At 62.2% G+C, this 23,196-nt stretch carries 25 protein-coding genes; 11 read left to right on the forward strand and 14 right to left on the reverse strand.

Going from position 1 to position 23,196, the window contains the following annotated elements:
- Window positions 1–26 precede the first annotated feature (26 nt).
- Window positions 27–1,151, forward strand: coding sequence for a GNAT family N-acetyltransferase (locus BM019_RS08200; RefSeq protein ID WP_092418021.1), 1,125 nt, complete (start codon window positions 27–29; stop codon window positions 1,149–1,151).
- Window positions 1,152–1,166: 15 nt separating this feature from the next.
- Here the strand turns inward: BM019_RS08200 and aqpZ are convergent, their stop codons facing one another.
- From aqpZ to BM019_RS08225, 5 genes are all read right to left on the reverse strand, one after another.
- A complete protein-coding gene (gene aqpZ, locus BM019_RS08205) occupies window positions 1,167–1,865 on the reverse strand; it encodes an aquaporin Z (RefSeq protein WP_087088997.1) in 699 nt (232 codons plus the stop codon).
- Between the two features lie 341 nt (window positions 1,866–2,206).
- Window positions 2,207–4,039: an ABC transporter ATP-binding protein gene (locus tag BM019_RS08210; RefSeq protein WP_009042652.1), complete on the reverse strand. Its 1,833-nt coding sequence runs from the start codon at window positions 4,037–4,039 to the stop codon at window positions 2,207–2,209.
- A 230-nt stretch (window positions 4,040–4,269) separates the two neighbouring features.
- The gene (locus BM019_RS08215; RefSeq protein WP_007920626.1) at window positions 4,270–4,833 is read right to left on the reverse strand and encodes a peptidylprolyl isomerase A; all 564 of its coding nucleotides are present in this window, start codon (window positions 4,831–4,833) and stop codon (window positions 4,270–4,272) included.
- Between the two features lie 3 nt (window positions 4,834–4,836).
- Window positions 4,837–5,640, reverse strand: a complete 804-nt coding sequence (locus BM019_RS08220) for an alpha/beta fold hydrolase (protein ID WP_062823303.1) — start codon at window positions 5,638–5,640, stop codon at window positions 4,837–4,839.
- A gap of 43 nt (window positions 5,641–5,683) precedes the next feature.
- Window positions 5,684–6,607: a PA3225 family LysR-type transcriptional regulator gene (locus BM019_RS08225; RefSeq protein ID WP_007920628.1), complete on the reverse strand. Its 924-nt coding sequence runs from the start codon at window positions 6,605–6,607 to the stop codon at window positions 5,684–5,686.
- A 49-nt stretch (window positions 6,608–6,656) separates the two neighbouring features.
- Between BM019_RS08225 and BM019_RS08230 the strand changes: the two genes are divergently transcribed.
- The 3 genes from BM019_RS08230 to BM019_RS08240 all read left to right on the forward strand — a co-directional run bounded on the left by BM019_RS08230 (window position 6,657) and on the right by BM019_RS08240 (window position 8,959).
- Entirely contained in the window at window positions 6,657–6,971 is a 315-nt protein-coding gene (locus tag BM019_RS08230; RefSeq protein WP_007920629.1) for a hypothetical protein, read from the forward strand.
- 149 nt (window positions 6,972–7,120) lie between these two features.
- Window positions 7,121–7,720, forward strand: a complete 600-nt coding sequence (locus tag BM019_RS08235; protein WP_009042654.1) for an FMN-dependent NADH-azoreductase — start codon at window positions 7,121–7,123, stop codon at window positions 7,718–7,720.
- Window positions 7,721–8,095: 375 nt separating this feature from the next.
- The gene (locus BM019_RS08240; protein WP_009042655.1) at window positions 8,096–8,959 is read left to right on the forward strand and encodes a carboxylate/amino acid/amine transporter; all 864 of its coding nucleotides are present in this window, start codon (window positions 8,096–8,098) and stop codon (window positions 8,957–8,959) included.
- A 39-nt stretch (window positions 8,960–8,998) separates the two neighbouring features.
- On the opposite strand, the gene BM019_RS08245 is transcribed toward BM019_RS08240, so the two are convergent.
- Window positions 8,999–10,297 carry a mechanosensitive ion channel family protein gene (locus tag BM019_RS08245; RefSeq protein WP_007920632.1) on the reverse strand — a complete coding sequence of 433 codons (1,299 nt, stop codon included), beginning with the start codon at window positions 10,295–10,297 and terminating at the stop codon, window positions 8,999–9,001.
- Between the two features lie 192 nt (window positions 10,298–10,489).
- Here BM019_RS08245 and BM019_RS08250 point away from each other — a divergent pair, with 192 nt between their 5' ends.
- Window positions 10,490–11,827: a DEAD/DEAH box helicase gene (locus tag BM019_RS08250; RefSeq protein ID WP_007920640.1), complete on the forward strand. Its 1,338-nt coding sequence runs from the start codon at window positions 10,490–10,492 to the stop codon at window positions 11,825–11,827.
- 56 nt (window positions 11,828–11,883) lie between these two features.
- On the opposite strand, the gene BM019_RS08255 is transcribed toward BM019_RS08250, so the two are convergent.
- Complete coding sequence (locus tag BM019_RS08255) at window positions 11,884–12,162, reverse strand: hypothetical protein (protein ID WP_009042658.1); 279 nt, start codon at window positions 12,160–12,162, stop codon at window positions 11,884–11,886.
- 209 nt (window positions 12,163–12,371) lie between these two features.
- Here BM019_RS08255 and BM019_RS08260 point away from each other — a divergent pair, with 209 nt between their 5' ends.
- Window positions 12,372–12,863, forward strand: coding sequence for a hypothetical protein (locus BM019_RS08260; protein ID WP_139217365.1), 492 nt, complete (start codon window positions 12,372–12,374; stop codon window positions 12,861–12,863).
- A gap of 33 nt (window positions 12,864–12,896) precedes the next feature.
- Here the strand turns inward: BM019_RS08260 and BM019_RS08265 are convergent, their stop codons facing one another.
- Both BM019_RS08265 and BM019_RS08270 read right to left on the reverse strand, forming a co-directional pair.
- On the reverse strand, window positions 12,897–13,844 hold the full coding sequence (locus BM019_RS08265) for an AraC family transcriptional regulator (protein WP_009042659.1): 948 nt from the start codon (window positions 13,842–13,844) through the stop codon (window positions 12,897–12,899).
- A 116-nt stretch (window positions 13,845–13,960) separates the two neighbouring features.
- The gene (locus BM019_RS08270) at window positions 13,961–14,698 is read right to left on the reverse strand and encodes a DUF899 domain-containing protein (protein WP_009047621.1); all 738 of its coding nucleotides are present in this window, start codon (window positions 14,696–14,698) and stop codon (window positions 13,961–13,963) included.
- Between the two features lie 199 nt (window positions 14,699–14,897).
- Here BM019_RS08270 and BM019_RS08275 point away from each other — a divergent pair, with 199 nt between their 5' ends.
- Window positions 14,898–15,290 carry a transcriptional regulator gene (locus BM019_RS08275; RefSeq protein ID WP_092418023.1) on the forward strand — a complete coding sequence of 131 codons (393 nt, stop codon included), beginning with the start codon at window positions 14,898–14,900 and terminating at the stop codon, window positions 15,288–15,290.
- An 87-nt stretch (window positions 15,291–15,377) separates the two neighbouring features.
- Here BM019_RS08275 and BM019_RS08280 read toward each other — a convergent pair whose 3' ends face one another.
- The 3 genes from BM019_RS08280 to BM019_RS08290 form a co-directional block, all read right to left on the reverse strand.
- A complete protein-coding gene (locus tag BM019_RS08280; RefSeq protein WP_092418024.1) occupies window positions 15,378–16,247 on the reverse strand; it encodes a DUF6279 family lipoprotein in 870 nt (289 codons plus the stop codon).
- Window positions 16,248–16,326: 79 nt separating this feature from the next.
- The gene (locus BM019_RS08285) at window positions 16,327–17,040 is read right to left on the reverse strand and encodes a TorF family putative porin (protein WP_092418025.1); all 714 of its coding nucleotides are present in this window, start codon (window positions 17,038–17,040) and stop codon (window positions 16,327–16,329) included.
- Window positions 17,041–17,236: 196 nt separating this feature from the next.
- Entirely contained in the window at window positions 17,237–17,425 is a 189-nt protein-coding gene (locus BM019_RS08290; protein ID WP_016702300.1) for a hypothetical protein, read from the reverse strand.
- Window positions 17,426–17,776: 351 nt separating this feature from the next.
- Here BM019_RS08290 and BM019_RS08295 point away from each other — a divergent pair, with 351 nt between their 5' ends.
- The 4 genes from BM019_RS08295 to BM019_RS31155 all read left to right on the forward strand — a co-directional run bounded on the left by BM019_RS08295 (window position 17,777) and on the right by BM019_RS31155 (window position 21,958).
- Window positions 17,777–18,613 (forward strand): CvfB family protein, encoded by an 837-nt coding sequence (locus BM019_RS08295; RefSeq protein WP_023968236.1) that lies wholly within the window; start codon window positions 17,777–17,779, stop codon window positions 18,611–18,613.
- 440 nt (window positions 18,614–19,053) lie between these two features.
- Window positions 19,054–20,502, forward strand: coding sequence for an NCS1 family nucleobase:cation symporter-1 (locus BM019_RS08300; RefSeq protein ID WP_092418026.1), 1,449 nt, complete (start codon window positions 19,054–19,056; stop codon window positions 20,500–20,502).
- Window positions 20,503–20,654: 152 nt separating this feature from the next.
- Window positions 20,655–21,578, forward strand: coding sequence for a DMT family transporter (locus tag BM019_RS08305; RefSeq protein ID WP_092418027.1), 924 nt, complete (start codon window positions 20,655–20,657; stop codon window positions 21,576–21,578).
- Between the two features lie 251 nt (window positions 21,579–21,829).
- Window positions 21,830–21,958: a PA1414 family protein gene (locus BM019_RS31155; RefSeq protein ID WP_009042667.1), complete on the forward strand. Its 129-nt coding sequence runs from the start codon at window positions 21,830–21,832 to the stop codon at window positions 21,956–21,958.
- A 148-nt stretch (window positions 21,959–22,106) separates the two neighbouring features.
- Here BM019_RS31155 and BM019_RS08310 read toward each other — a convergent pair whose 3' ends face one another.
- The gene (locus BM019_RS08310) at window positions 22,107–22,358 is read right to left on the reverse strand and encodes a phosphopantetheine-containing protein (RefSeq protein WP_007920673.1); all 252 of its coding nucleotides are present in this window, start codon (window positions 22,356–22,358) and stop codon (window positions 22,107–22,109) included.
- A gap of 72 nt (window positions 22,359–22,430) precedes the next feature.
- On the reverse strand, window positions 22,431–23,156 hold the full coding sequence (locus BM019_RS08315; RefSeq protein WP_092418028.1) for an MBL fold metallo-hydrolase: 726 nt from the start codon (window positions 23,154–23,156) through the stop codon (window positions 22,431–22,433).
- Window positions 23,157–23,196: the final 40 nt, after the last annotated feature.

Consider the following 23,196-nt stretch of genomic DNA (forward strand, 5'->3'; position numbering starts at 1 on the left):
CGTGGACCACACTCGCGGGGAACCCAATGCCGTTGCAATCCTTGACCAGCCTGGCCGCCGTCGATCCGCAGCAATGGGACGGTTTGCTCAGTGACGGCCAGCCGTTTCTGCGTCACGCCTTTCTCAGCGCGCTGGAAGACAGCGGCAGCCTCGGCCCGAACTCTGGCTGGCAGGCCGAGCACCTGCTGCATGTGCAAGACGGACGCCTGATCGCGGCGCTGCCCAGCTACCGCAAGTGGCATTCCTATGGTGAGTACGTGTTCGACCATGGCTGGGCCGACGCCTGCGCCCGGGCCGGCATCGAGTATTACCCCAAGCTGCTGAGCGCCGTGCCCTTCAGCCCGGTCAGCGGCGCGCGGCTGCTGGCGGCAAGCCTGGAAGACGGCTTCGAACTGCTGCAAAGCCTGCCCGGTTACCTGGAGATCGAAGGGCTTTCCAGCGCCCATATCAACTTCACCGACGCCTTCACCGATGCCGCCCTGGCCGGGCACCCCGGCTGGCTTGAGCGCCTGGGCTGCCAGTTCCATTGGCAGAATCGCGGTTATCGGGACTTCCAGGACTTTCTCGATACCCTCAGCTCGCGCAAGCGCAAACAGATGCGCAAGGAACGCGAACAGGTGGCGGGGCAGGGCATCGAGTTCGAGTGGCTCGAAGGCCGGCAACTCAGCGAAGCGCAGTGGGATTTTGTCTACGCCTGTTACGCCAACACCTATGCCGTGCGGCGCCAGTCACCCTACCTGACCCGGGCCTTTTTCAGCCTGCTGGCCGAACGCATGCCCGAGGCCATTCGCGTGGTGCTGGCCAAGCAGAACGCCAGGCCGGTGGCCATGGCCTTCAGCCTGATCGGTGGCGACAGCTTCTACGGGCGTTACTGGGGCTGCCTGGCGGAATTCGATCGCCTGCATTTCGAAACCTGTTTCTACCAGGGCATGGATTACGCCATCGCCCAGGGTGTGCAGCGTTTCGACGCTGGGGCCCAGGGCGAGCACAAGTTGATTCGGGGGTTCGAGCCGGTGATTACCCGGTCCTGGCACTACCTGCGACACCCCGGCTTGAAAGCGGCGGTGAAGGATTTTCTCCAGCAGGAGCGGGCGGGCGTGCTGGCTTACGCCGAAGAGGCGAGGGCCGCGCTGCCGTATCGGCAGGCGTGACCCTCGGGGTTGCTGTCAGCTGTCTTCCTTGCCCAGCCAGCGATAGAGGCCACCGCCGACCACCGCGCCGAGAATCGGCGCCAGCCAGAACAGCCACAGTTGCTGGATCGCCCAGCCGCCGACGATCAAGGCCGGCCCGGTGCTGCGCGCCGGGTTGACCGAGGTGTTGGTCACCGGAATCGAGATCAGGTGGATCAGCGTCAGCGCCAGGCCGATGGCGATCGGCGCGAAGCCTACCGGCGCACGTTTATCGGTGGCGCCGAGGATGATCACCACGAACATCCCGGTCATCACCAGCTCGCTGACAAAGCCCGCCGCCAGTGAGTAGCCCCCTGGCGAATGTTCGCCATAGCCGTTGGAGGCCAGCCCGCTGGCCAGCTCGAAGCCGGGCTTGCCGCTGGCGATGAAGTACAGCAGCGCCGCGGCGATCACCCCGCCTATCACTTGCGCGATCACATAGGCGGGCAGTTCCTTGAGCGGAAAGCGCCCGCCGACCACCAGGCCGACGGACACCGCGGGGTTGAGATGGCAGCCGGAGATATGGCCGATGGCGAAGGCCATCGTCAGCACGGTAAGACCGAAGGCCAGCGCCACGCCCAGCAGGCCGATGCCGACCTCCGGAAACGCAGCCGCCAGTACGGCGCTGCCGCAACCACCCAATACCAGCCAGAAGGTACCTAACAACTCAGTGACTGAACGTTTGAACAGCGACATAGAAGTTATTCCTTATCGATCCGATAACGCCGTTATGCAGCCGTGCAGCCTGGCTACAGGCCCTGCTCCAGAACCTAGGCTCAGTACAGCAGGCTTTTTTTACAAATCCAGTGCGAAAAAAAACGCCAGGGCCCTGTTCACGGGGCTCTGGCGTTTTCTGTAGCCGCTGGCGCAGCCTGTGATGGGCGGGTAGCGATTGAAGTAGCCGCCCCCCTTGTAGCCGCTGCCGAAGGCTGCGATCGGCCCCGAAGGGGACGTGTCCCTGAGGGCGTCGAGGGTTCTGCGAACCCTATCGCAGCCTCGCAGGCTCGGCAGCGGCTACAGGGCTACAGGGCTACAGGTCAATCGATACCGACGAACCCTCCGGTCTGGTGCTGCCACAGGCGTGCATACAGGCCACCGTGGGCCAGCAGCTCGGCATGGCTGCCGGTCTCGGCGATGCGGCCTTTTTCCAGGACCACCAGGCGGTCCATGCGGGCGATGGTCGAGAGGCGGTGGGCGATGGCGATCACGGTCTTGCCCTGCATCAGGGTCTCCAGGCTTTCCTGGATCGCCGCCTCGACTTCCGAGTCCAGGGCCGAGGTGGCCTCGTCCATGATCAGGATCGGCGCATCCTTGAGCAGCACCCGGGCAATGGCGATGCGCTGGCGCTGGCCACCGGAGAGTTTCACCCCGCGCTCACCGACGTGGGCATCGAAGCCGGTGCGGCCCTGGGCGTCGGAAAGCAACGGGATGAACTCGTCGGCGCGGGCCTTGCGCACCGCTTCCCAGAGTTCTTCGTCGGTGGCGTCGGGCTTGCCGTACAGCAGGTTGTCGCGGATCGAACGGTGCAGCAGCGAGGTGTCCTGGGTGATCATGCCGATCCGTTCGCGCAGGCTTTCCTGGGTCACGTCGGCGATGTTCTGATTGTCGATCAGGATGCGCCCGCTCTCCAGGTCGTAGAGCCGCAGCAACAGGTTGACCAGGGTCGACTTGCCGGCGCCGGACGGGCCGATCAGGCCGATCTTTTCCCCGGGCCGGATGGTCAGGTTGAGGTCGCTGATGACCCCGGCCTTTTTCCCGTAGTGGAAATCCACATGCTCGAAACGCACTTCACCGCTGGCCACTGCCAGGCGTGGCGCCTGCTCGCGGTCGCTGACGCTGATGGGCTGGGCGATGGTCTGCAGGCCGTCCTGGACCATGCCGATGTTCTCGAAGATGCCGTTGACCACCCACATGATCCAGCCGGACATGTTGACGATGCGGATCACCAGGCCGGTGGCCAGGGCGATGGCGCCGACCGAGATCAGCGACTGGGTCCACAGCCACAGGGCCAGGCCCGTGGTGGAGACAATCAGCAGGCCGTTCATGGCGGTGATCACCACGTCCATGCTGGTGATGACACGCCCGGCCAGCTGGCTTTTCTCGGTCTGTTCGCCGATGGCTTCGCGCGCGTAGTTCTGCTCGAAGTGGGTGTGGGCGAACAGTTTGAGGGTGGTGATGTTGGTGTAGCCGTCGACGATCCTGCCAACCAGCTTGGAGTTGGCGTCCGAGGAAATCACCGAGCGTTCCTTGACCCGCGGCACGAAGTACCAGAGCGCGCCGATGTAGCTGGCGATCCAGATCAGCAGCGGGATCATCAGGTGCCAGTCGGCCTCGGCGAACAGCACCAGGGAGCTGACCGCATAGATCAGCACGTGCCACAGCGCGTCCACCGCCTGCACCGCCGAATCGCGCAGCGAGTTGCCGGTTTGCATGATGCGCTGGGCGATGCGCCCGGCGAAGTCGTTCTGGAAGAAGTTCAGGCTCTGCTTGAGCACATAGCTGTGGTTCTGCCAGCGAATCAGGCTGGTCATGCCCGGGCTGATGGTCTGGTGCACCAGCAGGTCGTGCAGGGCGACGAACAACGGGCGGAAGATCAGCGCGACCACCGCCATCCAGGCCAGCTCGAGGCCGTGGGTCTTGAAGATCTCGACATTCGGCGTGCCCTGGGCCAGGTCGATGATCGTGCTCAGGTAGCTGAACAGCGACACCTCGATCAGCGCCACGAACAGGCCGACCACCAGCAGGGCGACGAAGCTCGGCCAGACCTGCTTGATGTAGTAGAGGTAGAAGGGCAGTACGCGGTTGGGGGGAGCGGCAGTGGGAGCGTCGCGGAAAATATCGATCAGCTGTTCAAAACGACGATAGAGCATGGGATCTGACGCCCGCGTGGCGGGCTCTCCTTATCAGTAAGCAGGCGCAGCGCTGTGTCAGCGCTGCGCCGGGACTCCCGGCTAAGCCTTGGGCTCTGTACGAAAAGTCGGCGAGCGAAGGTCAGGCAAGGCAAAAACAGGCGAGGAAGTGGAGTTTAGGGGCCTAAATGAGCATTCCGAGCCTGTTTTTAACGCAGCATGGCCGAGCGCAGCCACTTTCCGTCCAGAGCCTAGTCGATGCGCTTGGCCGACTTGATCAGCACGGGGTCGATCGGCACGTTCTGCATGCCTTGTTTGGTGGTGGTCTGCGAATTGACGATCTGGTCGACCACGTCCATGCCGCTCACCACCTTGGCGAACACCGCGTAACCGGCATCGCGACCCGGATCGAGGAAGGCGTTGTCGGCGACGTTGATGAAGAACTGGCTGGTGGCCGAGTTCGGGTTCGAGGTGCGGGCCATGGACAGGGTGCCACGTACGTTATGCAGGCCGTTGCTGGCTTCGTTCTTGATCGGGTCGCGGGTTTCCTTCTGCACCATCTGCGGGGTGAAGCCGCCGCCCTGGACCATGAAGCCCGGGATCACCCGGTGAAAGATGGTGTTGGTGTAGAAGCCACTGTCGACGTAGTCGAGGAAGTTCTTGCTGGAGATCGGGGCCTTGACCGGGTCCAGTTCGACTTCGATCTTGCCGAAGCTGGTGTCCAGCAGGACGTGAGGCGCCTTGGCCGGTTGGGCGGCCATCAGGTTGGCAGCGAACAGAACGGAGCCGGCGACGAGGGCGATTTTTTTCAGCATGGGTCAGTGATCCTGGGTGGTGGTGTCGACTGCGGTTAAAAACTCGAGCAGGGTTTGGTTGAAGCGTTGCGGCTGGTCCAGCGGCGTGGCGTGACGCGAATCGGCGATCACCACCAGGCGTCCGTCGGGCAGCAGTTTCACATAACTTTCTTTCAGTGCGACCGGGGTGTAGTCACGGTCGGCGCTGATGACCAGGGTTGGACAGGCGACTTGCGAAAGTCGTTCCTGGACCCCCCAGCCAACGATGGCATCGAAGCTTGCGAGATAAGCACGTTTGTCGTTTTTTGCCCAGCGCTCGGCCATCTTTTGCCGCAGCTCGGCCTGCGCAGGTAGGGGGAACAATTTGCCGGCCAGGGCAATGCCGATGGTTTCCAGGCTGAGCAGGCGCATCAGGCTCCAGCGCTTGAACCATTGCCAGGCATCGTTGGCGCTGCGGATCTTCACCTCGGGCGCGCTGTTGACGATGCACAGGCTTTTCAGCAGCCCGGGCTGATCCACCGCGAGCTGGAAGGCGATCATGCCACCCATGGACAGGCCTACCAAGTGCACCCGCGACAGGTTCAGGTGCTCCAGCAGGGCGATGAGGTCGGCGCTGAAACCGGCGATGCTGTAGGGCCCACGAGGTTTGTCGGAGCGACCATGGCCGCGCACGTCGGGCAGGATCAGGCGGTAACGGGCGGACAGCTCGGCGATCTGCTTTTCCCAGTCACGGGTGCTGGAGCCGAGCCCGTGGACCAGCACCAGCGGTTCGCCATGGCCGTATTCCTCATAGTGCAGGGTGCATCCTTCGTGTTCGAAATAGGCCATGGCTGAATTCCTGTTCAGGCGCGTGGAGGGTTCAAGTACGGGGTCAGGCTTGTTCCGGGGCGGCGAACGGCGCGTCCAGCGGCGCGGTGTCGAAGGTGCGCAGCAGCTCGACGAGGATTTGCGTGGCCGGGCCCAGGGGTTTGTCCTTGTTCGAGTACAGATAGAAGGTCGGGTGGCGACTGCCGCCCTGGTCCAACGGTAGCACCTTGAGCAGGCCCTCCCGGAGTTCGCGTTCGATCATATGCCGCGGCAGCCAGGCAAAGCCCAGGCCGCTGCCGACGAAGGTGGCGGCGGTGGCCAGGCTGCCGACGGTCCAGCGCTGTTCGGCGCCGAGCCAGCCAACGTCCCGCGGCTGTTGGCGGCCGGAGTCGCGGATCACCACCTGCAGCTGGCTTTCCAGGTCCTGGAAGTTCAGCTCGCGGTTCAGACGGTGCAGGGCGTGTTCCGGGTGGGCCACGGCGACGAACTCCACCGAGCTCATTTCCGTGCCCAGGTAGCCGGAGATATTGAAGCCACTGATGGCCAGGTCGGCCACGCCTTCGAGCAGCACCTCTTCGACCCCGGACAACACTTCTTCGCGCAGGCGCACCCGGCAGCCACGGCTTTGCGGCATGAAGGCAGTCAGCGCGCGGACCAGGCGCGCGCTGGGGTAGGCGGCGTCCACCACCAGGCGCACTTCGGCTTCCCAGCCCTGTTCCATGTGGTGGGCCAGGTCTTCCAGCTGGCTGGCCTGTTTCACCAGTTGCCGCGAGCGGCGCAGCAACACGCCGCCGGCCTCAGTGAGCACGGCCTTGCGCCCATCGATACGCAGCAGCGGCACGCCCAGTTGGTCCTGCATGCGCGCCACGGTGTAACTGACAGAGGATTGCGAACGGTGCAGCGCTTCGGCCGCCTGAGCGAAGCCGCCGTGGTCGACCACGGCCTGCAGCGTTCGCCATTGATCGAGGGTAACGCGGGGCGCTTTCATGAGGAGCTCCTCTTGTCCTAAGCTGGCGCTCCTTATTGGAGACTGCCGAATGAGAAAATTCTGTTGTGTGTTGCTGGCCCTGCTGCCGCTCAGTGCGTTCGCCTATCCCATCGACGTGAAGAAACACCTCGAAGGCGTGAGCATCGACTACACCGCCTACGACACCGATGCCGACATCGGTTCGATCCAGGTGAACAACTACGGCACCACCGACGCCGCCTGCACGGTGGTCTTTCGCAACGGTCCCGAAGCCCCGCGCACGCGCAAGGTGGAAGTGGCGGCCGGCAAGTTCAAGAACGCCACGGCCAAGTTCAACCGCAGCATCATCAAGCTGCGCATCGACCTGACCTGTACCGCCAAATAAGCGCAAAGCGGAGCAGGGCGCGCGACCTGCTCCGCTTATAAACGAATTTATTGATTGGTTATAGCAGTTATTTGCGCTTTTTCATCGATATGACTCTGTTTAATCTGCGCTCCATCGACCTACAGCATTCCCGATGGAGGCTACATCCCATGTCCCGCGTTCTGATCATCGAAAGCAGTGCCCGTCAGCAGGATTCCGTTTCCCGTCAGCTGACCCAGACCTTCATCAAGCAATGGCAAGCGGCCCACCCGGGCGACCAGATCACCGTGCGTGACCTGGCGGTAACCCCGGTGCCGCACCTGGACATCAACCTGCTGGGTGGCTGGATGAAACCCGCCGGGCAGCGCAACGAGATCGAAGAGGCCTCGCTGCAGCGCTCCAACGAATTGACCGATGAGCTGTTGGCCGCCGATGTGCTGGTGATGGCCGCGCCGATGTACAACTTCGCCATCCCGAGCACCCTCAAGGCCTGGCTGGACCACGTGCTGCGTGCCGGCGTGACCTTCAAGTACACCGCAACCGGTCCCCAGGGCCTGCTCAACGGCAAGCGTGCCTATGTACTGACCGCCCGTGGCGGCATCTACGCCGGCAGCACCGCGGACCACCAGGAACCTTACCTGCGCCAGGTCATGGGTTTCATCGGGATCCACGACGTCGAGTTCATTCACGCCGAAGGCATGAACCTGGGCGGCGACTTCCAGGAGAAGGGCCTGAACCAGGCCAACGCCAAACTGGCCCAGGTCGCCTGATCCGTTAATCGCCAGATAATCGCGCAGTGGTCTAGTAGGCCCTGCGCTCCCCTTCAAGTTTGTTTGCGCATCGAACCTCCCTTTGCACTTGTTGCTCCTGAGTGCTCCTGCCCGATTGAACGCTTTGCGAGATCGGGCTTTTTTTTGCCCGCGATTTCACCTCGTTCCCGGGGCGGGCTGGCCTACCCATTCGTGACGACTCGGCCCCTGTAGGAGCGAGCTTGCTCGCGATAGCCGCGACGCGGAACGTTTGGCCCACCGCGTTATCGTTCATCGCGAGCAAGCTCGCTCCTACAGGGGCGGGATATTGTCTGTCCGGTTTTATTATTCGGGGCAAAACCGCTATCGTCGCCTCCCTTCGAGACGAGGCGATCCATGGGCTATCTACTTTTTGTCACGCTGATCCAGGCGTTTTCCTTCAGCCTGATCGGCGAATACCTGGCCGGGCATGTCGACAGTTACTTCGCGGTGCTGGTGCGGGTGCTGCTGGCCGGGCTGGTGTTCATCCCGCTGACCCGCTGGCGCCAGGTGGAGCCGGCGTTCATGCGCGGCATGCTGCTGATCGGCGCCTTGCAGTTCGGCGTGACCTACGTCTGCCTGTACCTGAGTTTCCGCGTGCTGACGGTGCCGGAGGTGCTGCTGTTCACCATCCTCACGCCGCTGCACGTGACCCTGATCGAGGACGCGCTCAACCGCCGCTTCAACCCCTGGGGCCTGCTGGCGGCGCTGGTGGCGGTGGCCGGGGCGGCGGTGATCCGCTACGACCGCATCAGCCCGGACTTCTTCATGGGCTTTTTGCTGCTGCAACTGGCCAACTTCACCTACGCCGCCGGGCAGGTGCTGTACAAGCACCTGGTGGCGCGCCATCCGAGCGACCTGCCGCATTACCGGCGTTTCGGCTATTTCTACCTGGGCGCGCTGGCGGTGGTGTTGCCGGCTTTCCTGCTGTTCGGCAAGCCGGACTTCCTGCCCGAAGCGCCGTTGCAATGGGCGGTGCTGCTGTTTCTCGGGCTGGTGTCCACCGCGCTGGGGCTGTACTGGTGGAACAAGGGCGCCTGCCTGGTCACTGGCGCGACCCTGGCGGTGATGAACAACCTGCATGTGCCGGTGGGGCTGCTGATCAACCTGTTGATCTGGAACCAGCACGAAGAACTGGGGCGCCTGTTCCTGGGGGCGCTGGTGATTCTGGCGGCGGTGTGGATCAGCCGTCGCGGCACAAAAGCTGCTCCAGCAGAATAAGAGGGGTGATCGCCCCGGGGAACGGGGCGATCGGCAGGGTTACAACGCGCGTTTTTCCACTTCGGGGATATGGCTGGCGCCCAGCACCGCCGGCAGCAGGCCGGCGCGCAGGTCGTTGCCGCTCGGCTGTTGATACAGGCTCAAGCCGAACTCCGGCATCACCGCCAGCAGGTAATCGAAGATATCGCCCTGGATACGCTCGTAGTCGGTCCACGCCGTGGTGCGGGTGAAGCAGTAGATTTCCAGCGGAATGCCCTGGGCGGTGGTCTGCATCTGGCGGACCATGCAGGTCATGTTCGGCTGGATGTCCGGATGACTCTTGAGGTACGCCAGGGCATAGGCGCGGAAGGTGCCCAGGTTGGTCATGCGGCGGCGGTTGGCCGACATGGCGGCGACATTGCCCTGGGCTTCGTTCCAGCTCTTGAGCTCGGCCTGCTTGCGACTGATGTAGTCGGTGAGCAGGTGGACCTTGCCCAGGCGTGCTTCTTCCTCATCGTTGATGAAGCGCACGCCGCTGGCGTCGATGTACAGGCTGCGCTTGATCCGCCGGCCGCCGGACTGCTGCATGCCGCGCCAGTTCTTGAACGACTCGGACATCAGGCGCCAGGTGGGGATCGAGACGATGGTCTTGTCGAAGTTCTGCACCTTGACCGTGTGCAGGGTGATATCCACCACATCGCCGTCGGCGCCGACCTGGGGCATTTCGATCCAGTCGCCGACCCGCAGCATGTCGTTGCTGGTCAGCTGCACGCTGGCGACGAACGACAGCAGGGTGTCCTTGTAGACCAACAGGATCACCGCCGACATGGCGCCCAGACCGGACAACAGCAGCAGCGGCGAGCGGTCGATCAGGGTGGCGACGATGATGATCGCGCCGAACACGAACAGCACCATCTTCGCCAGTTGCACATAACCCTTGATCGAACGGGTACGCGCGTGTTCGGTGCGGGCGTAGATGTCCAGCAGGGCGTTGAGCAGGGCGCTGATGGCCAGCACCTGGAACAGGATGGTGAAGGCCAGGGCCAGGTTGCCGAGGAATACCAGGCTGGTCTTGCTCAGCTCCGGCACCAGGTGCAGGCCGAACTGGACCACCAGCGACGGAGTCATCTGCGCCAGGCGATGGAACACCTTGTTCTGGCGCAGATCGTTGAGCCAGTGCAGGGACGGCTGGCGGCCGAGCAGCTTGACCGCGTGCAGGATCAGGTAGCGCGCCACTCGTCCGACGAGCAGCGCCACCACCAGCAGGATGACCAGGGCCAGGCTGGAATGCAGGAGCGGGTGCTCATCGAGCGCCCCCCAGAGGTCTTGAACGTTGAGCCAGAGCTGTTTGAAATCCATGGGGTCAGAAGCTTCCTCTATGAGACGAGACGGATCGATTAGAACATTTAAGCCGCTGAAAGTTACCGTTAAGGACAAATCGCTGACAAAAACCAATTGTTTACCGTGGTTTGCGTGAAAGAAACTCGGCCTTCGCGCCCGAAACCGTTACCCTATGCAGCTGTTTTTTTGCATATCTTCGAGGTAGCACCCGTGTTTTCCCAATTCGCCCTGCACGAACGCCTGCTCAAAGCCGTGGCCGAGCTTAAATTTGTCGAGCCAACGCCTGTGCAGGCAGCGGCCATTCCGCTCGCGCTCCAGGGGCGTGACCTGCGGGTGACGGCACAGACCGGCAGCGGCAAGACCGCTGCGTTCGTCCTGCCGATTCTCAATCGCCTGATCGGCCCGGCGAAGATCCGCGTCAGCATCAAGACCCTGATCCTGCTGCCGACCCGCGAACTGGCGCAGCAGACCCTGAAGGAAGTCGAACGCTTCTCGCAGTTCACCTTCATCAAGGCCGGCCTGATCACCGGTGGCGAAGACTTCAAGGTCCAGGCCGCGATGCTGCGCAAGGTGCCGGACATCCTGATCGGCACCCCGGGCCGCCTGATCGAGCAACTGAACGCCGGCAACCTCGATTTGAAAGAAGTGGAAGTGCTGGTCCTCGACGAAGCCGACCGCATGCTCGACATGGGCTTTGCCGACGACGTGCAGCGCCTGGTGGACGAGTGCCCGAACCGGCAGCAGACCATGCTGTTCTCCGCCACCACCGGCGGCTCGGGCCTGCGCGAGATGGTCGCCAAGGTCCTGAACAACCCTGAGCACCTGCAGCTCAACGCGGTCAGCCAGCTGAACGACACTACCCGTCAGCAGATCATCACCGCCGACCACAACCAGCACAAAGAGCAGATCGTCAACTGGCTGCTGGCCAACGAGACCTACCAGAAGGCCATCGTCTTCACCAACACCCGTGCCATGGCCGACCGTATCTACGGCCGCCTGGTGGCCCAGGAGTACAAGGCGTTCGTCCTGCACGGTGAGAAAGACCAGAAGGACCGCAAGCTGGCCATCGACCGTCTGAAGCAGGGTGGGGTGAAAATCCTCGTCGCCACCGATGTCGCCGCCCGCGGCCTGGACGTCGACGGCCTGGACCTGGTGATCAACTTCGACATGCCGCGCAGCGGCGACGAGTACGTGCACCGCATCGGCCGTACCGGGCGTGCCGGCAACGACGGCCTGGCCATCTCGCTGATCTGCCATGGCGACTGGAACCTGATGTCGAGCATCGAGCGCTACCTCAAGCAGAACTTCGAGCGCCGCACCATCAAGGAAGTCAAAGGCACCTACGGCGGGCCGAAGAAGGTCAAGGCGTCCGGCAAGGCCGCGGGCGTGAAGAAGAAAAAGACCGACGCCAAGGGCGACAAGAAAAAAACCGCGGCCAAGGCCCCGACCAAGCGCAAGACCGCCAACCGGCCGAAAAGCGATGCCCTGGTCAGCCAGGACGGCATGGCGCCGCTCAAGCGCCGCAAGCCAGCACCGGCTGCCGAATAAGCCGTAGCGCAACAGAAAAAGCCCGGACCCTGTCCGGGCTTTTTATTGGCCGGCGATCAGCTGTCGGCCTTCTTCTCGGCCGCGCCCAGCTCCTTCAGGCGCTGGTCGATCAACTGGCACTTGTCCGGCAGATCCTTGCTGGCCGTGCTCAGGTCCATCTTCTGCAACTCGTCGTTGATTTCCTTGGCCTTGGCCGGGTTCTGCTCGGTGAGCCTGGCCACTTCCTGGGCCAGTTGCTCACGCTTGGCGGTGGCCTCGTCGAGGGTGCAGGCCCAGGCGGGCAGGGTGCAGAGCAGGGTGGTGGCGATGACGAGCGGACGTACTAAAGCGTTCATGGCAGGTCTCGGCTTCAGGGCAGGGGTTTATGAAGGTTGAGGGGCCGCGCAGGTTAAAAGTTCAGAGTTTTACGGTGGGCGGCCTCCCGGCTTATCCCCTTGCTGCGTTTTCAGTACGGGATGGAATGAGGCTGTGAAAATAATGGCCTGTTGATATCTTTGCTGGCCCTATGTCTGGGGGCTGTTCAAATCGTTCAAGGAGCATGTCGGTGAAGGGAACCTCCAAATACCCCTGGTTGAAGGTACTGCTGGGCATTCTTTTGTGCCCCTTGATTGGCGGTGTGGTGGGAGGTTTGGTGATGATGGTCGTGACGATCTATCAGATGGCTTCCAACCCGAGAATAATCGGTGAAATGGGGGGCGCCGGTGCGTTTGGCGCCTTGATCAGTGGGCCTTTCGTGGCTCAGTTGCTGTTCGCCATTCCAGCGCTGTTGCTTGCCCTGCTGGTGGTTTGGCGCCAGTTGTACAAGAACCGGAGTGGGCTGGTGCAGACGGCATTGGCCGGCGGGCTCCTGGGAGGAGGCTGGATGCTCACCGTCGTTTCCCTGCTGGACAAGCAATGGGGGCTCGAGCACTTCGGGTGGTCGCTGGCGGCGTTCGCCGGGTGTTTTCTGACCGCTCTGGTGGCCGCGGCCCTGGTCTTGCCATGGGAGGAGGAGCCCCCGATCTCCTCCTCGGTTGATGAAAACGGAAATTCTTGAACCGCCTTGGTGGCTAACGCCTGTCGGTATGATTTACAACGCCTTCACCGGAATACAGATCTCACACTCCAATTCCCCCGTCTTCATGTCGTATTTCGCGTCCACCGGATAACGCTCGAACGCTGGCCGGGCATCGAATTGCATGCCGCTCTTGGGCAGCCAGTCGCGGCACAGTTCGGTCCAGGCGTCGGCGATGTCGGGGCCTTTGCCTTGGTAGTGGGCGATGGCGTAGAGGCCGCCGAGCAGGGTGGTGACGACGGCGGGGGCGCTGGCCTTGAAGTCGTCGGGGACTTCGACACAGGCGTCGTAGCGGCATTTTTCGGGTGGGGTGACGTAGGGATCGTCGTGGCCGATACCGTAGCGCACGCGGCCCAACAGGCCGTTTTCGACCATCCAGGGGGCGACGGTGTCGCGCCAGAAGGTGCCGATACCCGGCCCGTAGGGGCCGATATAACGCAGGTAGGCGACGCGGACCGGTGGCAGTTCCTTGAGGGTGACGTTCATCAAAGGCTCCTTCAGGTGAATGAAGGCGTCAGGATCGTCGAAGGCCGGGATGTGCGTCTGATCAGGATTGCTCAATTCCCGCAGGCGCCGTTCGCGGACGTCGCTGAGGCGGCGGTGCCAGCGTTTGGGTTCGATGCTGCGCCAGGTGCTCGGGGTGACCGAGAAATGCTGCTTGAACGCCCGGGAGAACGCTTCGCCGGAGCTGAAACCGACCTCCAGCGCCACCTCCAGAATGCTCAATTCCGGATGGCTGGCCAGCTGATAGGCGGCACAGGCCAGGCGGCGTCGGCGCAGGTAGTCGCCCAGGGTTTCGCCGACCCAGGCGGTGAACAGGCGATGAAAGTGAAAGGGCGAAAAATGCGCGACCTGCGCGAGTTCCGCCAGCTCCAGCGGCTGGTCCAGGTGTTGGTCGATATGCTCCAGCACCCGGTTCATGCGTTGGGTGTATTCGTGGAGGCTGTGGTAGGCGGGGCTCATGGAGCCAAGTTTAGCCGGGGGCAGGCCACGGGTTTGTGCCGGGCGGTTTTTTTCCGCCGGCCGGACGAACATGATCGCGAGCCGGCTCCTGCAGGCCCGCGATCGCGGTCCGGCGCTCAGGAGCCGCCATGGCAGCAACTGGCGGCCGGTTTGTCGTCATAACGATCATGGTGCCTGACCCAGTCCATGATCTGTTCTTCATTGCGCCCCTTGGGCGTCAGGTCCAGGTAGTTGTAGGCCCCCACCAGCAGGTCCAGGCCACGGGCGTAGGTGGAGTAGGTGTGGAAGATCTCACCGGCTTCATTGCGGTAGAACACGCTGAGGCCGGGCAGCTCTTCTTCGGCGCCGTCGGTTTTTTCGTAGTTGTAGGTGGCGGTGCCGGCGGCGACCTCGTCGGCCCGGGCGCAGACCCCGAAGTCGTAGTTGAAATCACAGCCGGCGGACGAAACCCAATCGAACTTCCAACCCATGCGCCGCTTGAACGCCTGGAACTCGGCGAAGGGCGCGTGGGACACCGCCACCAGTGCGATGTCGTGGTGGGCCAGGTGCTGGTTGGCGCCGTCGATGTGATCGGAGAGGAAGGAGCAGCCCGGGCAACCTTCGTCCCAGCCTTCGGCGAACATGAAGTGGTAGACCACCAGCTGGCTGTGATCGCCGAACAGGTCGGCCAGGCTCAGTTCGCCGTGGGGGCCCTGGAAGCGGTAGGGCTTGTCGATTTTCACCCAGGGCAGGGCACGCCGCTCGGCGCTGAGCTGGTCGCGTTGGCGGGTGAACGCCTTTTCGTGAATCAGGTGCTGCTTGCGGGCCTGTATCCATTGTTCCCGGGATACGACCGGATGATCGTTGAGGTGCATGACGTCTTCTCCTGCGGCAAAGGTGGCGCGGCGACAGTGCCTACACAGGCTAGTCGTTTCGCCCGCGGGCAAATCGACAGCTGCCGGACGGTTCCGCCCAACGGTCGCCCGCCTGCTCGATGCTGCTGAACGGCCATAGGTGGCGTTTGTCACAACCTGGGTACAGGCATCTCTCTTTCATGAATGGAGGCAGAACAGGATGGCGACTTATAACTGGGATCTGATCGAACGATTGCTGCATGAGGTGCAGAACGGCGCGGGCCACAGCTTCACGCCGCGACCCTATGCCGAGCAGCATGCCGCGGCCAAGGCGGCCGAGGGTGAATCCACGGGCAATCTGGATGAGCTGAAAAGCACCGCCGCCGCGTACGAAAAACTGTTGCTGGACCGGGGTTTCATCGAGCCGCGTCCCGAGGAGGAAGGCGGCAATGGCGAGAACTTCAGGCTGACGCCGCGCGGTTCCAGCCTGCTGTGCATGATCGACAGCTGCATTCCGGGCAACGATCACCCGCGCCAGGTGCTGGACGAACAGGCCGATGCGCTGGAACCGACGGTGTTCGATGAGTTGGCGAGCAAGGCGCAGATTGCCTGACGCGTATCACGAACATCGCGAGCAAGCTCGCTGCTGCGGGGAATATGCCTTGCAGCAGCGAGCGCGTTGGCGCAAGACGCGCCAGTGTTACTCCTGGCGTACCGTCTTCATGCATTTCAACGCTTCGAACTCATTGCGCACGTTCTGCAGCTTGTTGCGCAGATGCTCGCGCTGGGCTGGCGTGCTTTTGGCCATCACGTCCCCCAGCAGGCTGCGCGCCGCCTGTTCGCTGTTGGCATAGGCCTGGCGATAAGCCGGTGTCCAGAAGCTTTCGCGATCCACCAGCAGGCGCTCGATACGTCTGTCGAAGTCGCTGTTCTGGCGTTGCTCCAGCGCGGCGCTGAACTGCGCCTGCCAGTTGGCCCGATTGGCGAGCCAGAGCTGGTTTTGTTCGCCGAGGGACGTTGACCAGTCCGTCACCCGCTGGGTCTGTTCAGGAGTGAGGGGGCCGAGCCAGGTAGTCAGGCGCTTGTCCATGCGTTCGGCACGCAGCCTGATCTGTTGCTCCAGTGGTGGCTTGAGGTATTTGCTGCGACGTTGGCGCATGTCCTTGGCGAAGGCCGCCTTCATTTCCGCGACCTGTCGGTCGTCCAGGCCCCGCAGCAACTCGATGGCCGAAGGCGCGATCGCGCGGGCGGTCTGGGCAATGGCCTGCTTGGCTCCGCGGGTGAACTCTTGCAGCTCGGCATCGTTGACCTGATTGCGTGCGACCATCTGCTGCAGACGGTCCAGGTAGTCCAGGTAGCCGGGCAATTGCGTGCTGCAGTGCCAGCTCAGGTGTTCCTTGAGGCGCTCGTTGAACCAGGTTTTCTGCTCGCGGTTCATTTCCAGGTAGTCATTGAGCGTCCAGGGAATGATCACATCGAGGTTGCGGTAAGCCAGGCCGACCCGATTGCAGGAGGTCAGAACCAGACTCAACAGCAGTAGCAGGGTGAGGTGTTGCAGCCGGCGCGACATGGCAAGTCCTTGCGAAGGCCTGGGTTTGTAAGCATGGGTTTCTTATCTGAACCCGGAAAGCTTCCGGCAGTTCAGCCGCTCAATAGAACGAATGCTCGGCCTTGAAGGTGAGCAGACCGTCGCATTGCGCGTTATGTCCAGAATAGGCCGAACAATCGCTGCCGTTGAGGTTGGAATCGCTGTAGATCAGTTTCAGGTCGATGCCCATCCAGGGGCGGGAGAACTTGATCGACCAGTCGTTGAAGCTGCTGACGTAGCCGCTGCTCACCGAAACCGGGTTGCTCAGCTGATGAGTGGTGTACTTGATGCTGACGCCGATGCCGAAGGGCTGGTTGCCGCCCAGGTCGGCGAACAGGGTGCTGTTGCGCTTGTCCGACTCCTGGCTGAACGCGGCGCCAAAGCGGCTGCCCAGCAGCGTCAGGCCGCCATAGAGCTCCTGGCTGTCCTGCGGGGCCAGTTGCGGGTAGTTGTACTGGATCATGCCCACCTCATAACCCAGGGTCTGATCGAAGGGGCGCTTGAAGCCCAGGTAGGAGTCCACTTCCAGGTCGCTCTCGCCCAGGCCCATGCTCGGCGACCACTGGCCGATGTACCAGCCGCTGTCATGGGTCAGGTCCAGGCCACCATGGAACGAGCCGGTGGCCGAGGGTTTGACCAGTCCCTGGGCCATGCTGCGGCTCGGGGTGCTGCTGAGCTTGAGGTCGAAGTCCCCCAGTTCGCGCTGGAAGATCTGCCCGTGGACCAAGGGGCTGGCGAGAAGGCTGGCAAGCAGCACATGAGAGGGTTTGAGCATGCTTCACTCCATGAAACGCGAGGAGCAGGAATCGCGGAACCTGCTGGAATGCTCGATCTAGACGTGTGAAAGGATACCGGCGAAACCTCAGGGATGAGGGCCGTTCGTCGATTTTTACGGGAGGGGAGAAGTCAGAACTCTAGTCCTAGCGCTTTGAGGCTCAAAGCGCATAGGGACCAGGAGGTATTGCGGGGGATTACTTCTTGCCCAGGCTGATCTGCTTGGACGGGCCGAAAGTCTGGCCGCTGACGCCTTTGGCAATTTGCTGGATCTCGCCACCGGATTTCAGGAAAGCAGCAATCTGATCGTTGATCGATTCGCTGGTTTCAACGGCTGGAGCTGGCTTTGCTTTGCTGTTGGATGCTTTTACACGCATGGCGGCCATTAACCTTCAGAAAATTAATTTGGCCAGCCATCATACATGAAATGCTTGACAATTGCTTGGTAAATATCCTCCTGGAATAACAGTGGAAAACTCCCGAATAATCCTAAGTTGATCTCGGGAATATCCCCATAAGCTGCTGTTTTAAATAAAGACAATGGCACAAAGAGCGGCTTGCTCGGCGGCGCTGAGGCAAAAGTCGCTGCCGGCTGGCCTGACGGGCGGAACCGGTTGCTGGCACAAAGCCAGAAAAATCAAGGCATTCAGGAAAATATCCGCTGCTATCCGGCGACTCGGGCCAACCAGGAGCGGAAAACCGGGTAGAATGCCGCCCACGCAATGAGGGTATTGGAAATGGCTTTAGTCGGGCGCTACAACAGTTTGCAAGTGGTTAAACACACTAACTTCGGTTTATATCTGGACGGCGGGGCGGATGGCGAAATATTGCTGCCCAATCGTTATATTCCCAAGGATATTCCCAGTGAAGATGAAGACTGGTTGAATGTTTTTGTTTATCTGGATAGCGCCGACAAGTTAATTGCAACTACCGAAAAACCAAAAGTTCAAGTCGGTGAATTCGCCAGTCTTAAAGTCGTGGAAGTTAACAGTATCGGTGTGTTCCTCGACTGGGGCCTGCCCAAGGACCTGCTGCTGCCGTACTCCGAGGAAAAGCGCCAGCTGACCGCCGGCGAGTATTGCGTGGTGCACGTCTACCTCGACAAGCACACCCGTCGCATCACCGCCACGGCCCGCCTGGACCGCTACCTGGACAAGGCTCCGGTGACCTACAAGGTCGGCCAGGAAGTCGACCTGCTGGTGGCCGAGAGCACCGACATGGGCTTCAAGGCGATCATCAACAACAAGCACTGGGGCCTGATCCACAAGAACGAAGTGTTCAAGTTCCTGCGTCCGGGCAAACAGGAAAAGGGCTTCATCAAAGAGATCCGCGCCGACGGCAAGATCAGCCTCAGCCTGCAACCGGTGGGCGAAGAACTGGCCAGCAGCCTGAACGCGAAGATCCTCGCCAAGTTGCGGGAAAACAATGGCACCTTGCCGGTCAGCGACAAGAGCGATCCAACGGTGATCAGTGGCCTGTTCGGCGTCAGCAAGGGCAACTTCAAGAAGGCCATCGGTGCCTTGTACAAGAATGGCCAGATCGTTATTCATGCCGATCGCATTGAACTGACCTGATTCGTTCCTCCCTGGCGTAGTTGCGGTCGAAGAACCCTTCGGCGGCGCTAACGGCCCGCTGGACTGTCCGAAAAAACCGCTGCCGGTTCCGGCAGCGGTTTTTTATTGCCTTTTTTCCTGGCTGCGTTGAGGGACGTCAGAGTCGGCGTCTTCGATTGTTGTCGATGTATACAGTTTTAAGCCATTCCTGATGCACTGATATCAGGCAGTCGTGCACAGCCAGTGGGCATGCCTGCCGCTGACCCCGCCTGCTGATCATCGTTGTGTAGCCAAGGCCCAGCCCTTGATGGACAAGCGATCCGCGCCGTTCGCCTACAGTTTTTTCCGGTATGGCACGCATTCTGCGTAGCGCTTCGTATACAAGTCATGTCAGCTCCCGTACGCAGTGTGGTCGCAAGGTCAATCGCGGGGGCAGAGCCTGTCCAACAAGGAGCCTTGCAATGACCGAGCAACTACCGAAGGGCTACAGCCCGCGCTTGTACAACCAGGACCTGGGGCCGCTGCCGCAGAAGTGGAACTGGTACAACATCTTCGCCTTCTGGATGAGCGACGTGCACAGCGTCGGCGGTTATGTATTCGCCGCCAGCCTGTTCGCCCTCGGGCTGGCCAGCTGGCAAGTGCTGGTGGCCCTGTTGGCGGGGATCTGCATCGTGCAACTGATCGCCAACCTGGTGGCCAGGCCCAGCCAGCAGGCGGCGGTGCCGTACCCGGTGATCTGCCGGCTGGCGTTCGGTGTATTCGGGGCGAATATCCCGGCGGTGATTCGCGGCCTGATCGCGGTGGCCTGGTACGGGATCCAGACCTACCTGGCGTCCAGCGCCCTGATCATCGTGGTGCTGCGCTTTTTCCCGGCCATGGCGGCCTATGCCGAGCCGCATTTTGCCGGGCTGTCCTACCTGGGCTGGTTCGGTTTCCTGGCGCTGTGGCTGGTCCAGGCCCTGGTGTTCTGGGCCGGCATGGAGTCGATCCGGCGCTTTATCGACTGGGCGGGGCCGGTGGTCTACGCGGTGATGTTCCTCCTCGCTGGCTGGATCGTCTGGAAGGCCGGCTGGAGCAATATCAGCTTCACCCTGGGGGAGAAGTCGCTGTCGGGTTGGCAGGCATTCGGCCAGGTGATCGTCGCCACGGCGCTGGTAGTGTCCTACTTCTCCGGCCCGACCCTGAACTTCGGCGATTTCAGCCGCTACTGCCGCAGCATGCAGGATGTGCGGCTCGGCAACTTCTGGGGGTTGCCGGTGAACTTCCTGGCGTTCTCCCTGGTGACCGTGGTCATCGTCTCCGGCACCCTGCCGGTGTTCGGTGAAATGCTCCATGACCCGATCGCCACCGTGGCGCGGATCGACAACGACGTCGCGGTGTTGCTCGGCGCCTTCGCCTTTGTCACTGCCACTGTCGGCATCAACATTGTCGCCAACTTCGTCTCGCCGGCCTTCGACTTCGCCAACGTCGCCCCGAGCCGGATCAGCTGGCGCACCGGCGGCATGATCGCGGCCCTGGCGTCGATCTTCATCACCCCCTGGAACCTGTTCAACAACCCCCAGATGATCCACTACACCCTAGACGTGCTGGCCGCCTTTATCGGCCCGCTGTTCGGCATTCTGCTGGTGGACTACTACCTGATCAAAAAGCAGCAGATCGATGTCGACGCGCTGTTCAACGACGGCCCGGACGGGCGTTATTACTACAGCGGCGGCGTCAATTGGACCGCGGTTAAGGCGCTGGTGCCGGCGACCCTGGTGGGCGTGGCGATCACCTTTACGCCGGCGCTGCAGCCGATGGCCAACTTCGCCTGGTTCACCGGGTGTTTCCTCGGTGGCGCGCTGTTTTTCCTCCTCGCGCGCCGTGAGGCCTCGCCATCCCTGAGGCTGAGCCCAACGGCCTCGAGCTGACGGTCAGGATAAAGGTCTTTTTCCAGGCGTCTTTTTCTGTCCGTTTGGTTGATAATCGACAGCACATCCATTCTTCGCCCCGGACCGGTTCCGGGGCTTTGTCGTTTCTGTCGAGTAACTGCCATGTCTATGAATCTGCCCGAGGGGCTGCGGTGAGCATCGAGCGGCGCAGCGCCGACGGTTTCGCACTGCAAGTGATGTTGGGGCTGTGCCTGATCTGGGGCGTGCAGCAGGTGATGATCAAGTGGGCCGCGGCGGATATCGCGCCGGTGATGCAGGCGGCCGCGCGTTCGGGCATTTCGGCGCTGCTGGTGGCCTTGCTGATGTGCTGGAAGGGCGGCTGGTCGCAGATCGGCAGTACCTGGCGCGGCGGTTTGCTGGCCGGCAGCCTGTTCGGCCTGGAGTTCCTGTTTATCGCCGAAGGGCTCAAGCTCACCAGCGCGGCGCACATGTCGGTGTTTCTTTATACCGCGCCGATCTTCACCGCGCTGGGGGTGAACTGGCTGCTGCCCAGCGAACGCCTCAGGCCCTTGCAGTGGCTGGGGATTCTGCTGGCGTTCATCGGCATTGGCGTGGCCTTCGCCGGCGGCATTTCGCTGGATAACCTGGATACGCGCATGCTGCTTGGCGACGCCCTGGGCGTGCTGGCCGGCCTGGCCTGGGGCGCGACCACGGTGGTGGTGCGCGCGTCGCGCTTGTCCGAGGCGCCAGCGACCCTGACCCTGTTCTATCAGCTGATCGTCGGTTTTGTCGGCCTGCTGCTGATCGCCGTGCTGAGCGGCCAGGTCACCCATGTCGACCTGACCCCGGTGGCGGTGGCCAGCGTGCTGTTCCAGGGATTGGTGGTGTCCTTTTTCAGTTACCTGACCTGGTTCTGGTTGCTGCGCCGTTACCTGGCCGCCAACCTGGCGGTGTTTTCCTTCATGACGCCGCTGTTCGGTGTCACCTTCGGGGTGCTGTTGCTGGGCGAACCCCTGAGCCTCAATTTCGTCATCGGCGCGGTGCTGGTGTTGCTGGGCATCACTTTCGTCAGCGCCGAACAGTGGCTGCGCAGGCGGATTCGCAACCTGTTGTAACCCCAGGCTCAGGCGGTGGCGTGGCATTCCCGGGCCAGCGGTTGTTGCCTCGACGGCAAGACACCCGCTAGCGGCAGGCCGATCAACGGGCAGCGCTGCGGACAATGCCCTGAAACGGGCTGGCTGATTCGGATTAATCCGGTAACAGATCATTGCTATCCGGGGGGAGCACTGGGCGAAAGTTAGCGCTATTATCAGAGCTAAGCGGCTTCAGAACCCAGCCGCCAGGCACGACCCTTAAGGGGGGCACTATGAAAGAGAAACTGCAAAACTGGCTTCACGACCTCGGGGTCGCACTGGGGCTGATCGAGCCGCCATTGCAGCCGGTGCCAATCCGCACAGACGACGAACAACGGCGTCGGCAACAGCGCCGCCGCTAACCATCGGCTCGGGAATGGGGCAGGCATCCAGCCTGCTCCCGTCACTTTTCAGCCGCGCGAGGGCAGGTTCACTCGCGAACGGTTGCCGCCTTCTGATCCAAACCCGTCAACCCGCAACCCGCCCATGGTGCTTGGCGCCATGGAGTCTTCAGTGCCGTGAAATCTTCAGCAGAAACCGGCTCAAGTCATTGGCGCTGTTCGCCGCCTTGAGCATCTGGTCTTCTTCGTGGGTGAAGGCGGTCAGTCCAAACTGATCTTCCAGGTGGAAGATCAGGTCCTCGATATCCTGCTTGTCCAACCCCAGCTCCTGCAGGCTCACATCGTCGGCAAATCCGTCGTTGCCATCGAGCAGGCGGCTGATGAAGTCATGCACGGCTTGTCGGACTTCGGCTCTTTTCATCTTGGCTCTTTTCGCCAGGGGCCTGCGCATGGTCTTTGAAACGGGCGCGATTGTGTGCAGTACAGCACAGCTTCATGGGTGCCGGCGGATCCAATCCTCGATCATCGTGCGCAGCTGCGTTCCCGAAAAACTGCCGAAATGGCCGCCATGCACAGTCCGCACCGGCAGCTCGTACAGGCGTCTCAGGCTGGCGGCGTAGTCCTCCAGATTGGAGTGGTAGGCGTCTTCGATCAGTGGGCCGTCGTAGATGATGTCGCCACTGAACAGGGTGCCGCTGGCGGCTTCCCAGAGGCTGATCCCCCCGGGGGAATGGCCGGGCGTATGCAGCACCTGGAGGCTACGGTTGCCCAGGTCGAGCACGTCGCCTTCCTCGATCAGGCGCGTCGCCGGGGCAGCCTTGACCCGATATTCGGCGTAGCACAGTGGGCAATCCGGGTGGGCCTCGAACATCGCATCGCCAACGAAGGCGGCCGACAAGGTATTGGCCCCGTCGGGCGCGGCGAGAATCTGCGCCTCGGCCGGGTGCACCAGGCGTTCGGGGAATTCGTGATGCCCGGCGATATGGTCGAAATGGCAATGACTGGCCACCGCCAGCAAGGGCCGTTCGGTGAGCCAGGGCAACTGTTCGCGCAAGCTGACCAGGCCGGAGCCGCTGTCCAGCAGCAGGTCCCTGTCACGACCCTGGATATGCCACAGGTTGCAGCGATAGAACGGCCGGATATAGGGCTCGTGGATCAGCCGAATCCCGTCGCTCAGGCTTCTGACTTCGAACCAGCGGTCGCGGCTGACAATCTTCATCGGCTTTCCTCCAGGCGAAAAAAAACGGGTGCAGCCACCG

Source organism: Pseudomonas sp. NFPP07 (genome assembly GCF_900115645.1).
GTDB classification, from domain to species: domain Bacteria; phylum Pseudomonadota; class Gammaproteobacteria; order Pseudomonadales; family Pseudomonadaceae; genus Aquipseudomonas; species Aquipseudomonas chlororaphis.

What these genes read in the sequence shown, in the direction of transcription:
- BM019_RS08200 (WP_092418021.1), top strand. Translation starts at nt 27, where the DNA reads ATGCCGTTGCAATCCTTGACCAGCCTGGCCGCCGTCGATCCGCAGCAA.
- aqpZ (WP_087088997.1), bottom strand. Translation starts at nt 1,865, where the DNA reads ATGTCGCTGTTCAAACGTTCAGTCACTGAGTTGTTAGGTACCTTCTGG.
- BM019_RS08210 (WP_009042652.1), bottom strand. Translation starts at nt 4,039, where the DNA reads ATGCTCTATCGTCGTTTTGAACAGCTGATCGATATTTTCCGCGACGCT.
- BM019_RS08215 (WP_007920626.1), bottom strand. Translation starts at nt 4,833, where the DNA reads ATGCTGAAAAAAATCGCCCTCGTCGCCGGCTCCGTTCTGTTCGCTGCC.
- BM019_RS08220 (WP_062823303.1), bottom strand. Translation starts at nt 5,640, where the DNA reads ATGGCCTATTTCGAACACGAAGGATGCACCCTGCACTATGAGGAATAC.
- BM019_RS08225 (WP_007920628.1), bottom strand. Translation starts at nt 6,607, where the DNA reads ATGAAAGCGCCCCGCGTTACCCTCGATCAATGGCGAACGCTGCAGGCC.
- BM019_RS08230 (WP_007920629.1), top strand. Translation starts at nt 6,657, where the DNA reads ATGAGAAAATTCTGTTGTGTGTTGCTGGCCCTGCTGCCGCTCAGTGCG.
- BM019_RS08235 (WP_009042654.1), top strand. Translation starts at nt 7,121, where the DNA reads ATGTCCCGCGTTCTGATCATCGAAAGCAGTGCCCGTCAGCAGGATTCC.
- BM019_RS08240 (WP_009042655.1), top strand. Translation starts at nt 8,096, where the DNA reads ATGGGCTATCTACTTTTTGTCACGCTGATCCAGGCGTTTTCCTTCAGC.
- BM019_RS08245 (WP_007920632.1), bottom strand. Translation starts at nt 10,297, where the DNA reads ATGGATTTCAAACAGCTCTGGCTCAACGTTCAAGACCTCTGGGGGGCG.
- BM019_RS08255 (WP_009042658.1), bottom strand. Translation starts at nt 12,162, where the DNA reads ATGAACGCTTTAGTACGTCCGCTCGTCATCGCCACCACCCTGCTCTGC.
- BM019_RS08265 (WP_009042659.1), bottom strand. Translation starts at nt 13,844, where the DNA reads ATGAGCCCCGCCTACCACAGCCTCCACGAATACACCCAACGCATGAAC.
- BM019_RS08270 (WP_009047621.1), bottom strand. Translation starts at nt 14,698, where the DNA reads ATGCACCTCAACGATCATCCGGTCGTATCCCGGGAACAATGGATACAG.
- BM019_RS08275 (WP_092418023.1), top strand. Translation starts at nt 14,898, where the DNA reads ATGGCGACTTATAACTGGGATCTGATCGAACGATTGCTGCATGAGGTG.
- BM019_RS08280 (WP_092418024.1), bottom strand. Translation starts at nt 16,247, where the DNA reads ATGTCGCGCCGGCTGCAACACCTCACCCTGCTACTGCTGTTGAGTCTG.
- BM019_RS08285 (WP_092418025.1), bottom strand. Translation starts at nt 17,040, where the DNA reads ATGCTCAAACCCTCTCATGTGCTGCTTGCCAGCCTTCTCGCCAGCCCC.
- BM019_RS08290 (WP_016702300.1), bottom strand. Translation starts at nt 17,425, where the DNA reads ATGGCCGCCATGCGTGTAAAAGCATCCAACAGCAAAGCAAAGCCAGCT.
- BM019_RS08295 (WP_023968236.1), top strand. Translation starts at nt 17,777, where the DNA reads ATGGCTTTAGTCGGGCGCTACAACAGTTTGCAAGTGGTTAAACACACT.
- BM019_RS08300 (WP_092418026.1), top strand. Translation starts at nt 19,054, where the DNA reads ATGACCGAGCAACTACCGAAGGGCTACAGCCCGCGCTTGTACAACCAG.
- BM019_RS31155 (WP_009042667.1), top strand. Translation starts at nt 21,830, where the DNA reads ATGAAAGAGAAACTGCAAAACTGGCTTCACGACCTCGGGGTCGCACTG.
- BM019_RS08310 (WP_007920673.1), bottom strand. Translation starts at nt 22,358, where the DNA reads ATGAAAAGAGCCGAAGTCCGACAAGCCGTGCATGACTTCATCAGCCGC.
- BM019_RS08315 (WP_092418028.1), bottom strand. Translation starts at nt 23,156, where the DNA reads ATGAAGATTGTCAGCCGCGACCGCTGGTTCGAAGTCAGAAGCCTGAGC.